The sequence below is a fragment of the Streptomyces xanthii genome, from assembly GCF_014621695.1.
Lineage (GTDB): Bacteria > Actinomycetota > Actinomycetes > Streptomycetales > Streptomycetaceae > Streptomyces > Streptomyces xanthii.
The window spans coordinates 6372237-6385234 of the sequence record NZ_CP061281.1 but is presented as its reverse complement, the minus strand read 5'-3'; the positions used below and the strand labels follow the sequence as shown (position 1 = coordinate 6385234).

General features: G+C 72.8%; 12 protein-coding genes. 10 read left to right on the top strand and 2 right to left on the bottom strand.

What is annotated here, in order from left to right:
* Positions 1-5 precede the first annotated feature (5 nt).
* Entirely contained in the window at positions 6-1622 is a 1617-nt protein-coding gene (locus tag IAG42_RS28795; RefSeq protein ID WP_188339877.1) for a glycerol-3-phosphate dehydrogenase/oxidase, read from the top strand.
* Between the two features lie 199 nt (positions 1623-1821).
* Entirely contained in the window at positions 1822-2889 is a 1068-nt protein-coding gene (locus IAG42_RS28790; protein ID WP_188339876.1) for an LLM class flavin-dependent oxidoreductase, read from the top strand.
* Here the strand turns inward: IAG42_RS28790 and IAG42_RS28785 are convergent.
* Both IAG42_RS28785 and IAG42_RS28780 read right to left on the bottom strand, forming a co-directional pair.
* Positions 2886-3413 carry a MarR family winged helix-turn-helix transcriptional regulator gene (locus IAG42_RS28785; RefSeq protein WP_188339875.1) on the bottom strand — a complete coding sequence of 176 codons (528 nt, stop codon included), beginning with the start codon at positions 3411-3413 and terminating at the stop codon, positions 2886-2888. The two genes, IAG42_RS28790 and IAG42_RS28785, sit on opposite strands and share 4 nt — an antisense overlap.
* Before the next feature lie 169 nt (positions 3414-3582).
* Positions 3583-4947, bottom strand: a complete 1365-nt coding sequence (locus tag IAG42_RS28780) for an MFS transporter (RefSeq protein WP_188339874.1) — start codon at positions 4945-4947, stop codon at positions 3583-3585.
* 307 nt (positions 4948-5254) lie between these two features.
* Between IAG42_RS28780 and IAG42_RS28775 the strand changes: the two genes are divergently transcribed.
* The 8 genes from IAG42_RS28775 to IAG42_RS28740 are packed head-to-tail and all read left to right on the top strand — an operon-like array spanning position 5255 to position 12992.
* On the top strand, positions 5255-6739 hold the full coding sequence (locus IAG42_RS28775; RefSeq protein ID WP_188339873.1) for an aldehyde dehydrogenase: 1485 nt from the start codon (positions 5255-5257) through the stop codon (positions 6737-6739).
* 23 nt (positions 6740-6762) lie between these two features.
* Positions 6763-7668 carry a VOC family protein gene (locus IAG42_RS28770; protein ID WP_188339872.1) on the top strand — a complete coding sequence of 302 codons (906 nt, stop codon included), beginning with the start codon at positions 6763-6765 and terminating at the stop codon, positions 7666-7668.
* Positions 7665-8498 carry an aspartate dehydrogenase domain-containing protein gene (locus IAG42_RS28765; protein ID WP_188339871.1) on the top strand — a complete coding sequence of 278 codons (834 nt, stop codon included), beginning with the start codon at positions 7665-7667 and terminating at the stop codon, positions 8496-8498. The genes IAG42_RS28770 and IAG42_RS28765 overlap by 4 nt, the downstream gene beginning before the upstream one ends.
* Positions 8495-9265, top strand: coding sequence for an alpha/beta fold hydrolase (locus IAG42_RS28760; protein ID WP_188339870.1), 771 nt, complete (start codon positions 8495-8497; stop codon positions 9263-9265). The genes IAG42_RS28765 and IAG42_RS28760 overlap by 4 nt, the downstream gene beginning before the upstream one ends.
* Before the next feature lie 14 nt (positions 9266-9279).
* On the top strand, positions 9280-9801 hold the full coding sequence (locus IAG42_RS28755; RefSeq protein WP_188339869.1) for a cupin domain-containing protein: 522 nt from the start codon (positions 9280-9282) through the stop codon (positions 9799-9801).
* Positions 9794-10552 (top strand): SDR family oxidoreductase, encoded by a 759-nt coding sequence (locus IAG42_RS28750; protein WP_188339868.1) that lies wholly within the window; start codon positions 9794-9796, stop codon positions 10550-10552. The genes IAG42_RS28755 and IAG42_RS28750 overlap by 8 nt, the downstream gene beginning before the upstream one ends.
* 22 nt (positions 10553-10574) lie before the next feature.
* Positions 10575-11351 carry an SDR family oxidoreductase gene (locus IAG42_RS28745; protein ID WP_188339867.1) on the top strand — a complete coding sequence of 259 codons (777 nt, stop codon included), beginning with the start codon at positions 10575-10577 and terminating at the stop codon, positions 11349-11351.
* Between the two features lie 9 nt (positions 11352-11360).
* Positions 11361-12992 (top strand): thiamine pyrophosphate-binding protein, encoded by a 1632-nt coding sequence (locus IAG42_RS28740; protein WP_188339866.1) that lies wholly within the window; start codon positions 11361-11363, stop codon positions 12990-12992.
* Positions 12993-12998: the final 6 nt, after the last annotated feature.

Below are 12998 nucleotides of genomic sequence, written 5' to 3'. Positions count from 1 at the left end.
CCACCATGAGTACCCAGTCCACCCTGCAGACCGTGCCTGCCCTCGGAACGCACCCGGTCGCCGGCTCCCACCCGAGCCGCGCCGAGACCCGCGAGCAGCTTTCCAAGGCGACGTACGACCTCCTGGTCATCGGCGGCGGCATCCTGGGCATCTCCACGGCCTGGCATGCGGCGCAGTCCGGTCTCAGGGTGGCCCTGGTCGACGCCGGCGACTTCGCCGGCGCCACGTCCTCCGCGTCCTCGAAGCTGCTCCACGGCGGTCTGCGCTACCTGCAGACCGGCGCCGTGAAGCTCGTCGCGGAGAACCACTTCGAGCGGCGTGCGGTGTCCCGGAACGTGGCCCCGCACCTCGCCAATCCCCTGACCTTCTACCTGCCCGTCTACAAGGGCGGCCCGCACGGCGCCGCCAAGCTGGGCGCCGGTGTCTTCGCGTACAGCGCGCTGTCGGCCTTCGGCGACGGGGTCGGCCACCTGCTGTCCCCCGCGAAGGCGCAGCAGGACGTGCCCGAGCTGCGCACCGAGAACCTCAAGGCCGTCGCGGTCTACGGCGACGACCAGATGAACGACGCGCGCATGGCCCTGATGACCGTACGGGCGGCCGTCGACGCCGGGGCCGTGGTGCTGAACCACGCCGAGGTCACCGGCCTGCGCTTCACCCGCGGCCGGGTCACCGGCGCGGAACTGCGCGACCGCCTGGACGGCGAGGAGTTCGGCGTCGGCGCCCGGCTCGTGCTCAACGCGACCGGTCCCTGGGTCGACCACCTGCGCAAGATGGAGGACCCGAACGCGGCGCCCTCCATCCGCCTGTCCAAGGGCGCGCACCTCGTCATGAAGCGCACCTCCCCCTGGAAGGCCGCGCTCGCCACCCCGATCGACAAGTACCGCATCACCTTCGCCCTCCCGTGGGAGGACATGCTGCTGCTCGGCACGACCGACGAGGAGTACGAGGGCGATCCCGCGGACGTCTCCGTCACCGAGAAGGACATCGACCAGATCCTCGACGAGGCCGCGTTCTCCGTGCGGGACCAGCAGCTCAAGCGGGAGCTGATGACCTACTCGTTCGCCGGTCTGCGGGTGCTGCCGGGTGGGCCCGGCGACACGTCGAAGGCCAAGCGGGAGACGGTCGTCACCGAGGGCAGGGGCGGGATGCTGTCCGTCGCCGGCGGCAAGTGGACGACCTTCCGGCACATCGGGCGCACCGTCATGCAGAAGCTGGAGTCGCTGCCCGGGCACCCGCTCGGTGAGGACTTCGAGCCGATCAAGGAGCTGCCGAAGCGGCTGCCGCTGCCCGGTGTCGCCAACCCGCGTGCCGTCGCCCACCGTCTCCTTGTCGACAATCCGGCGCCCGGCCCGCGCATGGGTGCCGACACGGCGAAGCACCTCGCCACGCACTACGGGTCGCTGGCGTTCGACATCGCGCGGCTCGCCAACGAGGACGCGGCGCTGGCCGAGCGGGTCCACCCGGACGCGCCCGAGATCATGGCGCAGGTCGTGTACGCCCGCGACCACGAGTGGGCCGAGACGGCCGACGACGTGCTGCGCCGTCGCACGACACTGACCATTCGCGGGCTCGACTCGGACGAGGTCCGGGGCAAGGTCCAGAAGGTGCTCGACGACAAGTGACGGGCTCCGGCCGCGCCCGGTAGCACTCGACACTCGACGTCCGTCGCCGGTCCGGCCCGCGTCGTGGCCGGCGCGCCCGCGCGGCGGAGCCGCAGATCGGCACAGCCCCGCGCCCCTGAGATGCGCACTCCGTGCGCTCCCGGGGGCGCTGCCATGCCGCGTACACACCTCTGCAACGGGAGCGCGGCAGCCTGGGCGCATGAAGTTTCAGGTTCTGTCCATCGTCGGGCACGCGCCGCATCCGCTGTCCGGTGAACTTCCCTCCGCCGCCGAGCGGTTAGCGCAGGTCGTCGACGTCGGGGTGGCCGCCGAGCGGCTCGGGTACGACGGGTACGCGGTCGGTGAGCGGCACGCCGGGGCCTTCCTGTCGTCGAGCCCGACGGTCGTGCTCGGCGCCCTCGCCACCCGCACCAGCCGGATCCGGCTGCTCACCGGCGTCACCGTCGTGGCGATCCTCGATCCGGTGCGGGTCGCCGAGGACTACGCCACCCTCGACCAGCTCTCGCGCGGTCGCGTCGAGCTGGTGATCGGCAAGGGCGCCGAGGCCGGGCACTTCGATCTGTTCGGCCTCGACGAGGCGCGGCAGTGGGATCTGCAGCGGGAGAAGTACGAGCTGCTGCGCCGGCTGTGGACGGAGGAGGGGGTCGACTGGGAGGGCGAGTTCCGGCCCGCGCTGAAGGGCGTGACGACGGTGCCGCGCCCGTACGCGGGACTCCCCCGGATCTGGCACGGCTCGGCGACCTCCCTCAACTCCCCCGAGCTGGCGGCCCGGCACGGGGATCCGCTGTTCACGGCGAACGCGATCCAGCCGCGGGCGGCGTACGCACGGCTCATCGAGCACTACCGGGAGCGGTTCGCCGCGTACGGGCACGATCCGGCGCGGGCGCACGTGGCCGCCGGGTCCGGCGGGCTGCTGATCGCGGACACGCACGAGCAGGCGGTGGCCCGCTACAAGAAGCTGTACGAGGCGAAGGTGGCGCAGACCTTCAAGCCGCATCTGGCGGGGAAGGCGGGCTACAACACTCCGTTCCGCACGATCGAGGACGCGATCGCGGACGGTCCGCAGCTGATCGGTTCGCCGCAGCAGATCATCGACAAGATCCTCGGGTATCACGCGGTGTACCGGCATGACCTGCAGTCCGTGACCGTGGACACGTTCGGCCAGGGCACGGCCGAGCAGATCGAGACGCTGCAGCGGTTCGCCGAGGAGATCGCGCCGGTGGTGCGCCGGGAGGCGCCGAGCTCACTGTGGGAGCCGGCGGCCTAGTCCTCGATGTCGTCGGAATCGACGATGGAGCGTTCCAGTTTGCCGAGGAGGCGGGCGAGCTGGCGGCGCTCGGACGGGGAGAGGCCGGCGAGCATCCGGCGCTCGTTGTCGAGGTGGTCGGCGAAGACGGTGTCGACCTTGGCGAGGCCCTCGTCGGTGAGCCGGGAGTAGACGACGCGGCGGTCGTCGGCGTCGCGCTCGCGCACGATGAGGCCGTCCTTCTCCAGGCGGTCCATGCGCAGGGTGACCCCGGCGGAGGAGACGAGCCCGGAGTCGGCGAGCTGGCCGGCGGTGAGGCGGTAGGGCTTTCCGGCCCGGCGCAGCGCGGTCAGGACGTCGAATCCGGCGACGGACAGTCCGTGCCGCTCGATGGAGGAGCTGAGCCGGGTGTTGTAGTGCAGGAACGAGCGGTGCAGCCGGGCCAGCACCTCCAGGGGCGCGGTGTCCAGCTCGGGGCGCTCCCGCGCCCAGTCCGCCACGATCTGCGTCACGGCGTCCTGCCGCGTCACCTTCCGCTCGGCCATCCCCGCACCCCGTCCCCTCGTCCGAATCCTTCAGGGGCGTGAGAACCGTACGCCCCTGAAAATTCTACCCCTGAAGCAATGACCCTCGCGGGGGAACTCCGGGGGAAACGGCCGGCGCCGGGCCCCTCCGCACAGGGGGTCCGGCGCCGTGGCGTGCGTACCGACGAGACTAGGCGTTCAGCTCCTCCAGGGTGCGGCCCTTGGTCTCGACGGCGAACAGGGCGATCACCGCGCCGGCGACGGCGACGCAGGCCAGCTGGGCGAAGACCAGGCCGAGGCCGCCGCCCGCGCCGAGGATCGCGCCGACGGTGACGGGGCCGAGGATGACGCCGAGCCGGTTCCACACCCCGCCGAAGGCGGCGCCCCGGGCGCGGTTCGCGGTGGGGTACAGCTCGGGCGAGTAGAGGTACAGGCCCGCGTTGACCGCGTAGACGAAGAGGGTCGTGAAGGAGGCGAAGAGGGCGACCTTGAGTCCGGAGGTGGCGCCGGTCAGGGCCAGGACGCCCAGGGCGAGGGCGGTGCCGGACAGGGCGGCGACCAGGGCGGGGCGGCGGCCGATGCGGTCGATGACCATGGCGACGGCGAAGGTGCCGACCAGGCCGGTGATGTTGCTGAGCAGGGTGTACTGGAGCGCGGTGGTCAGGTCGAGCCCGAACTCCTTGGTGTAGAGCGAGGGCAGCCAGGCCGAGACGCCGTGGTTGACGTAGTACGCGACGAACCACAGGCCGGACAGGACCACGGTGCGGCGCAGGTAACGCCCGGTGAACAGGTCGCGCAGGCGGCCGCGCGGCGTCTCCGCACCGGGGTCCGCGCCGGGCTCGGGCAGCGGCGCGCCGACGGAGCGCTCGACCTCGGCCTCGATGCGGGCGATGACCCGCTCGGCCTCGTCGGTGCGGCCCTGCGAGAGCAACCAGCGAGGGGACTCGGCGACCTTGCGGGGCAGCAGGGCGCCGATGATCACGGGGAGGGCGCCGAGCACGAACATGGCGCGCCAGCCGAGGTTCGGGACGACCCAGACGGCGACGAGGCTGGCGGCCGCGAGGCCCGCCGGGAAGACCATCTCGTACAGCAGGACGAAGCGGCCGCGCTTGTCGCAGCGGGCGATCTCGTTGATGTACGTGGCGGCGACGGGTACGACGCCGCCGATGCCGAGGCCCTGGACGAAGCGGAAGAGCGAGAAGAGCTCGATGCCGGGCGCGAAGGCGACGGCGAGGCTGGCGGCGCCGGTGACGATGACGCCCAGGGCGACGGTGCGCACGCGGCCGATCCGGTCCCCCAGCCAGCCGGCCACGAGGGCACCGAGCAGCATGCCGATGGAGGCCGAGGTCACCGCGAAGGTCGCCTGGCCGGTGCTGAGGTGCCAGTCCCGGATCAGCACGGGCAGGGCGGAGGCGGAGAGCAGCTGGTCGAAGGCCTCGAAGAACGTCACGGCGCCGATGAGGCACCGGACCTTGACGTGCCAGCGGGATTGGGGCAGCCGTTCCAGTCTGGCTGCGATCGAGCCGAGACCCTGCTTGCCGGCCAATGTCGTCATGAGGGGGGGTCCTTCCGCGAACACGGAACAGGGGAGTTCCGCCGACAGTAGGAGCCGATACCTAAGCGGTCAATGGTTAGGGGCTAAGAGGTTTTATTGGTCGCACCATCCACGCCTCCCTGCGACTTCTCCTACTCAATGGTAGGTCCGCCGGGCCGAAATGTGTCCGCCGAAGGGTCTTGCGCAGAGATATTTAAGGGCTTAGATTTCTAGCACTTCGGCGATTCAGCCCCTGTTCCCCTCATGCTCTCGCCACGTTCCACCCCACGTTCTCCCCCTCGCCCCCTCGCTCCCCGGAGGTCCGGCCGTGTCCGACCACTCCACCGAGATCCTCGTCGCGGGCCAGTGGCGTCGCGGTGCCGGCGCCCCCGTCGACACCGTCGACCCGGCCACCGGCCAGGTCATCGCGACCGTCCACTCGGCCTCCGCCGAGGAGGTCGACGAGGCGGCCCGCGCGGCGGCCGAGGCCGTCGCCGATCCCGCCTGGCGCGATCTGCTCCCGCACCAGCGGGCCCGGCTCCTGCACCGCATCGCGGAGTTGACGGAGGAGGCCGCCGACGAGCTGGCCGCCACCCAGACCGCCGACACCGGCAAGACCCTCACGGAGACGAAGGCGCTCGCGCTCAGCGCGGCCGGCACGTTCCGCTACATGGCGGCCGCGCTGGAGACCGCCGAGGACGCGGTCACCCCGGCGCGCGGCCCGTACGTGACGATGAGCGTGCACGAGCCGATCGGCGTCGTCGGCGCGATCAACCCGTGGAACTCGCCGGTGGCGAGCGACGCGCAGAAGATCGCCCCGGCGCTCGCGGCCGGCAACGCGATCCTCCTCAAGCCCGCCGCCTGGACCCCGCTGGTCTCCCTGAAGCTGGGCCGCCTCATCACCCGGGCGCTGACCGAACTCGGCCTGCCCACCGCCCTGTTGTCCGTCCTGCCCGGCAGCGGCCGGGTCGTCGGCGACGCGGTCGTGCGGCACCCGCTGGTGGGCCGGATCGGCTTCACCGGCGGCACCGAGACCGGCCGGGGCATCGCCGCGGTCGCCGCCCAGAAGCTCATCCCGGCCTCGCTGGAGCTCGGCGGCAAGTCGCCGACGATCGTGCGCGCCGACGCCGATGTCGAACAGGCCCTGGCGGGCGTGATGTTCGGGATCTTCTCGTCCAGCGGGCAGTCCTGCATCGCCGGTTCGCGGCTGTTCGTGGCCCGCGAGATCCATGACACCTTCGTGGCCGAACTCGTCGAGCGAGTACGGAAGTTGCGCGTCGGGCCCGGCACCGATCCTGACACCCAGGTCGGCCCGCTCGTGCACCACAGCCACCGCGACTCGGTCGCCGCCTACGTGGACCTGGCCCGCTCGGAGGGCGCCGAGGTGCTGTGCGGCGGCGCCGCCCCGGAGGGCCCGGAGTACGCGGACGGCGCGTACTACCTGCCCACCGTCCTCGCCGGACTCGACAACTCCTCGCGCACCTGCCAGGAGGAGATCTTCGGCCCGGTCCTGGTGGTGCTCCCCTACGACGACGAGGACGACCTGGTCCGGCAGGCGAACGACTCCGTGTACGGACTCGCCTGCGGGATCTGGACCCGCGACCACCGCGCCGCCTGGCGCCTGGCCCGCCGGATCGACGCGGGCACCGTCTGGATCAACACGTACAAGCAGTTCAGCGCCTCCACCCCGTTCAGCGGGATGAAGGACAGCGGGCTCGGCACGGAGAAGGGCCGCGACGCCATCCGTGCCTACCAGCGCCAGAAGTCCCTGTACTGGGGCACCTCCGAGGCGCCGCTGCCCTGGGCCAACTGACCGTTCCTCCGATGGAGTTCCGCATGACCCACCCCCCGATCGCCCGGTTGCGCGCACTGCGCTCGGTCGAGCTGCTCACCCCCTCCTTCGCGGAGGCCACCGACTTCTACGAGGACGCGTGGGGCCTGGAGGTCGTCGAGTCCGAGCACAGCGCCAGCTGGCTGCGCGGCACCGGCGAGGAGCACCACGCGCTGCAGCTGACCCGCTCCGACCGCACCGGCCTCGGCCGGCTCGTGTTCGCCGTCGCCACGCCCGCCGAGATCGACGAGGCGGCCCGCCGCCTGGAGGCCCGCGGCATCACGCCGGTCGCCGGTCCCGGCCCGCTCGACCAGGTGGGCGGCGGCTACGGGCTGCGCTTCCACGACCACGAGGGCCGGCTCGTCGAGCTGTCCGCCGACACCTGGGCGGTCGCCCCGCGCGGCCGCGACGGAGCGGTCCCGGTCGGCGTCACCCACGCCGTCCTCAACACCCCGGACATCGACGCCGCAGTCGCCTTCTACCGCGACGTCCTCGGCCTGCGCGTCTCCGACTGGTCCGAGCACCAGATGGCGTTCCTGCGCTGCAACGCCGACCACCACTGCATCGCGTTCAACCAGGCCGAGTGGGTCTCCCTCAACCACGTGGCCTACGAGATGAGCTCGGTCGACCACTTCATGCGCGGGCTCGGTCGGCTGCGCCACCACGGGATCGTCCCGAAGTGGGGCCCGGGGCGGCACGGCCCCGGCAACAACACCTTCTCGTACTTCACCGACCCGACGGGCCTGGTGTGCGAGTACACGTCCGAGGTCGCGCAGGTCGTCGAGGACCGCTGGATCGCCAAGGTCTGGCGCCGGGTCCCCGAGCTGTCGGACCTGTGGGGAACGGCGGGACCGCCGTCGAAGGAGATCCGCTGCCACATGGCCGGCGCGCCGGAAGGAGAGCACAAGTGAGCACGAGCCCGAAGCACGCGAAGACCCCGACCACTGCGAAGAACCTGAAGGTCGGACTCGTCGGCTGGGGTGCCATCGGCCGCGTCGTCGGCACGGCCCTCGCCCGCGGCGAGGTCCAGGGCGCCGAACTGACCTGCATCGTCGACAACCGCCCGCTCGGCGAGGCCGCACCGGCCGCGCAGGTCCCCTTCGAGGAGGCGATCGAGGCTTGCGACCTGATCGTGGAGGCGGCGGGCCAGGGCGTCGTACGGGAGTGGGGCGAGCGCGTCCTCACCTCCGGCACCGACCTGCTGATCGCCTCGACCGGGGCCCTCACCGACGACGAGCTGGCCAAGCGGCTGCTCGCCGCCGGGCCCGGCCGGGTCTCCTTCACGGGCGGCGCCGTCGGCGGACTCGACCTGCTGCAGGCCGTGCGCTCCTTCGCCCCGCTCGACGAGGTGCGCCTCACCACGACGAAGCTGCCGTCCACCCTCGAACAGCCCTGGATGGACGAGGAGCTGCTGGAGCGGCTGCGCACGGCGACCGGCCCCGTCGAGGTCATGTCGGGCACGGCGCGCGACGTGCCGGTGAAGTTCCCCAAGTCGACGAACGTCGCCGCCTCGGTCGCGCTCGCCGTCGGCGACCTGGACGCTGTGCGGGTCCGGGTCGTCGCCGATCCGGGAGCCGAGCTCACCCGGCACGTCGTCGAGGCGTCGGGCCCGCACGGCGAGTACCGCTTCGAGGTCGCGCACCGCCCCGATCCGGGCAACCCGGCCACCAGCCAGGTCGTCCCGTACGCGGTGCTGCGCTCCCTGTCCGCGCTCGCCGGGCGCTCGGGGCAGATCCTGTGACCGCGCTCCACGTGGAGGAGGCCGGTGCGAGCGGCCCCCTGCTGCTGTGCCTGCACGGCATCGGCTCCTCGTCGGCGGCATTCGCCCCGCAGCTCGAAGGGCTCGCGGAGCACGCCCGGGTCATCGCCTGGGACGCCCCCGGCTACGGCAAGTCCCCCGACCCGGACGCCCCGCTGGACCTGGACGGGTTCGCGGACGCCGCGGCCGAGGTCGTCCGGGCGTACGGCTCCTCGGCGCACGTGCTGGGCGTCTCGTGGGGCGGCGTGATCGCCCTGCGGCTCGCCACCCGCCACCCGGAGCTCGTGGCCTCGCTGATCGTCGCCGACTCCAGCGCCGGTTCCGGCACGGACCCGGCGAAGGCGGCGGCCATGCGGGCCCGCGCCACGGAGCTGGCCGAGACCGGGCCGCGGGTCTTCGCCGCGCAGCGCGGGCCCCGGCTGGTCTCGGAGCTGGCCGACGCCGCGCTCGTCGAGCGGGTCGTCGAGACCATGGCCGGCTCGGTCCGGCTGCCCGGCTACGGGTACGCCGCCGAGTCCATGGCGGGCGCCGACCTGCGCGAGGAGCTGGCCGCGGTGACCGCGCCGACGCTCGTCGTGTGCGGCGACCGCGACACGGTCACCGGCGTCGAGGCCTCCCAGGTCCTCGCCGGGGGCCTGCACAAGACCGCCTACGTGATCGTCAAGGACGCCGGTCACCTGGCCAACCAGGAACAGCCCGAGCGGTTCAACGCCTGGGTCCTGTCCCACCTGCACATCGTCACCCGCTAGCGAAGGAGTCCCCCATGCCTCTGACCACCACCGAGTACGACAACGGCGGCGACCTCGGCAAGTACACCGACTCGCTGATCGCCACCAAGGAGTCCCGCGTCGCCGACTTCGACACCCTCTCCTTCCAGGAGAAGGCCGGCGCGCAGTTCCGCCGCGGCCAGATCCGCTACGTGGGCTCCGGCGCGACCGGCAACCACGAGGGCGACAGCCGCATCATCCCCTCGGGCGGCTTCACCTTCTCCAACATGCTGCTGCCGCCCGGCGCCGAGGGCCCGGCCCACACCCACCACGACGTGGAAGAGGCCTTCTTCGTCCTGGAGGGCAACGTCAAGGTCGGCATCCACCGCGGCCCCGACGAGGTCGAGTACCGCACCCTCGGCTACCGCGACATGATCGTGGTGCCGGCCGGCGTGACCCGCTCGCTGAAGAACGAGGGCGACACCGACGCGCTGTTCTGCGTCGTCATCGGCACGCAGAAGCCGCAGGTGCCCTCGTACCCCGAGTACTCGCCGATGCACGGCGTCACCCGTGACTGAGCAGTCGCCCGCAGGCGCCCGTACGGTCGTCGTGACCGGCGCGGGCCGTGGCCTCGGTCTGGCCATGGCCCGCCGGGCCGGCGAGGACGGCTTCCGGGTCGTCGTCGCCGAGCTCGACGCCGAGCGCGGCGCCGAGGCCGCCGAGGAGCTGCGGGCCGAGGGGCTCGACGCGCACTTCGTGCGGTGCGACGTGGCGGACCCGGCGTCCGTCGAGGCCCTCGCCTGCGCGGTGCGGGAGCTGCCCGGCGAGCTGTACGGCCTGGTGAACAACGCGGCGCTCGCCAACGGAGTGGGCGGCAAGGAGTTCCAGGACATCGACATCGAGGTCTGGGACCGCCTGATGACGGTGAACGCCCGCGGTCCCTGGCTGGTCGCGAAGGCGCTGCACCCGCTGTTCGGCCCGACCGGACGCATCGTGAACATCGCCTCGGACGCCGCGCTCTACGGCTCCCCGCGGCTCGCCCACTACATCGCCTCGAAGGGCGCCGTCATCGCGCTGACCCGGGCCATGGCGCGGGAGCTGGGCGAGCGGGGCATCACGGTGAACGCGCTCGCGCCCGGCCTGACCGAGGGCGAAGCCACGCAAGCCGTCCCCGCGGAGCGGCACGACCTGTACCGGGCGAACCGGGCCATCGAGCGCCCGCAGCAGCCCGGCGACCTGATCGGTGTCGCCTCCTTCCTCCTCTCCGAGGAGTCCCGCTACCTGACCGGACAGGTGGTCGCCGTCAACGGCGGCTTCACCATGAACTGACCTGATACACCGAGGAGTTGACATGGATCTGGGCCTCGCCGACCGGACCTACGTGGTCACCGGAGGCAGCTCGGGCGTCGGCCTGGCCACGGTCCGCGCCCTGCTCGAGGAAGGCGCGAACGTCGCCACGTGCGGCCGCGACGCCGAACGGCTGAAGCGGATCGCCGACCACGACCGCCTGTTCACCGCCACCTGCGACGTGCGCGACGCCGACGCCGTACGCGACTTCGTGCGGACCGCCGCAGACGCGTTCGGCGGACGGCTCGACGGCCTCGTCAACAACGCCGGACAGTCCCGCATGAAGCGGCTCGACGACACGACGTGGGACGACTGGCGCGACGAGCTGGACCTGAAGTTCGCGGGCGTCCTCAACCCGCTCCGGGCCGCCCGCGACCTCCTTCGCGCCTCGGACGCGGCGTCGGTCGTGAACGTGAACGCGGTCCTGGCCAAGCAGCCGGAGACGCGTCTCATCACGACGAGCGCCGCCCGCGCCGGCATCCTCAACCTCTCCAAGTCCCTCGCCACGGAACTCGCGGCGGACGGCATCCGGGTCAACTCGGTGTGCCTGGGCCTGATCGACACGGGCCAGTGGACCCGCCGGCACGCCGCCGCGGACTCCGGCCTGTCCTACGAGGACTGGCAGGCGGAGCTCGCCGCCGACCGCGGCGTCGCCCTCGGCCGGCTCGGCCGCGCCGAGGAGGTCGCCTACGCGATCCTCGCGCTGCTCGCGCCGCGCGCCTCGTACATCACCGGAACCAGCATCGACGTCTGCGGCGGAGTCGGCCGCGGCATCCTCTGAGGAGCACGCATGCGTTACGACAACGGAGGCGCCCTCCTCGTCGCCGTCCTGAAGGAACTGGGCATCGACACGGTGTTCGGCATCGTGTCCGTGCACAACCTGCCGCTGGTCGAGGCCGTCGACCGCGAGCTGCGGTTCGTGCCGGTGCGCCACGAGGCGAGCGCCGTGAACGCGGCGGACGCCTACGGGCGGGCCCGCGGCGGCCTCGGCTGCGCGCTCACCTCGACCGGCACCGGCGCGGGCAACGCGGCGGGCTCGCTGATCGAGGCGCTCGCCTCCGGCACGTCGGTGCTGCACATCACCGGTCAGGTCGAGAGTGAGTTCCTGGGCAGCGGGCGCGGGTTCATCCACGAGACCAAGGACCAGCTCGGCATGCTGACCGCGGTCTCCAAGCACGCCGTCTCCGTGGGCTCCACCGACGAGGCCGGCCGGCTCCTGCGCGAGGCCGCCCGCGCCGCGCTCACCGCCCCCGGCGGCCCGGCCAGCGTCGAGTGGCCCATCGACCTCCAGTACGCGGCCCAGACCGACGCCGGTGAGACGGTGCCGGAGCCGGCGCGCCCCGCGCTCGACCCGGTGGCCCTGGCCGCCGCGGGCACGCTCCTGTCGACCGCCCGCCGCCCCCTGATCTGGGCCGGCGGCGGCGCGAACGCGGCCCGCGCCGAGCTGGCCGCGCTCGTCGAGGCGACCGGCGCGGGCCTGCTGACCTCCAACTCGGGGCGGGGCGCGGTCCCCGAGGACCACCCGCAGGTCATCGGCAACTTCGCGACCACCCCGGCCGGGCGCGCCCTGCTCGCCGACGCGGACGTCCTGGTGACGATCGGCACGCACTTCCGGTCCAACGAGACCGCCGACTACGGGCTCGAACTGCCCGGCGCCGAGCGGCACATCCACATCGACGTCGACGCGGCCGCCCTCGGCCGGGTGTACCCGGCGGCGCACGCCCTGCACGCCGACGCCGCCGACGCGCTCGCCGCCCTGCTCCCCCACGCCCGGACCGCCGAGCCGGAGTGGACGCGGCGCGTGGCGCGGGTCAGGGAGGACGTGCGGGCCACCCTGCACGACAACATCGGGCCGCAGGCCGCGATCTGCGACGCGCTGCGGGCCGTCCTGCCGCGCGACGCGGTGATCGCCCGGGACGTCACCATCCCTTCCAGCAGCTGGGGCAACCGGCTCCTGGAGATGTACGCCCCGGAGTCGAACGTCTTCCCGCGCGGCGGCGGCATCGGCCAGGGCCTCGGCATGGGCATCGGCGCCGCGCTCGCCGACCCCGAGCGGCCCACCGTGGTCATCGCCGGCGACGGCGGCCTCGCCGTCCACCTCGGCGAGCTGCTCACCGTCGCCCAGGAGCGGCCCCGTCTGACCGTGCTGGTCTTCAACGACGGCGGCTACGGCGTCCTGCGCAACATGCAGGACCGCTACAGCGAGCGCCGCAGCGGCGTCGACCTGGCCACCCCGGACTTCGACCTCCTGGCCCGCGCCTGTGGCCTGCCCTACCTGCGGATCGCCGACGCCGAGCACGCGCGGCCCGTCCTCGAGGAAGCCGTCGGCTCGGCCGGACCCGTCCTCGTCGAGGTCGACCTGGCCGCGCTCGGCCCGATGAAGGCCCCGTTCACCCCGCCCGTCAAGATCCCCACCGCGTAGGGAGGC

What these genes read in the sequence shown, in the direction of transcription:
- IAG42_RS28795 (WP_188339877.1), top strand. Translation starts at nt 6, where the DNA reads ATGAGTACCCAGTCCACCCTGCAGACCGTGCCTGCCCTCGGAACGCAC.
- IAG42_RS28790 (WP_188339876.1), top strand. Translation starts at nt 1,822, where the DNA reads ATGAAGTTTCAGGTTCTGTCCATCGTCGGGCACGCGCCGCATCCGCTG.
- IAG42_RS28785 (WP_188339875.1), bottom strand. Translation starts at nt 3,413, where the DNA reads ATGGCCGAGCGGAAGGTGACGCGGCAGGACGCCGTGACGCAGATCGTG.
- IAG42_RS28780 (WP_188339874.1), bottom strand. Translation starts at nt 4,947, where the DNA reads ATGACGACATTGGCCGGCAAGCAGGGTCTCGGCTCGATCGCAGCCAGA.
- IAG42_RS28770 (WP_188339872.1), top strand. Translation starts at nt 6,763, where the DNA reads ATGACCCACCCCCCGATCGCCCGGTTGCGCGCACTGCGCTCGGTCGAG.
- IAG42_RS28755 (WP_188339869.1), top strand. Translation starts at nt 9,280, where the DNA reads ATGCCTCTGACCACCACCGAGTACGACAACGGCGGCGACCTCGGCAAG.
- IAG42_RS28745 (WP_188339867.1), top strand. Translation starts at nt 10,575, where the DNA reads ATGGATCTGGGCCTCGCCGACCGGACCTACGTGGTCACCGGAGGCAGC.
- IAG42_RS28740 (WP_188339866.1), top strand. Translation starts at nt 11,361, where the DNA reads ATGCGTTACGACAACGGAGGCGCCCTCCTCGTCGCCGTCCTGAAGGAA.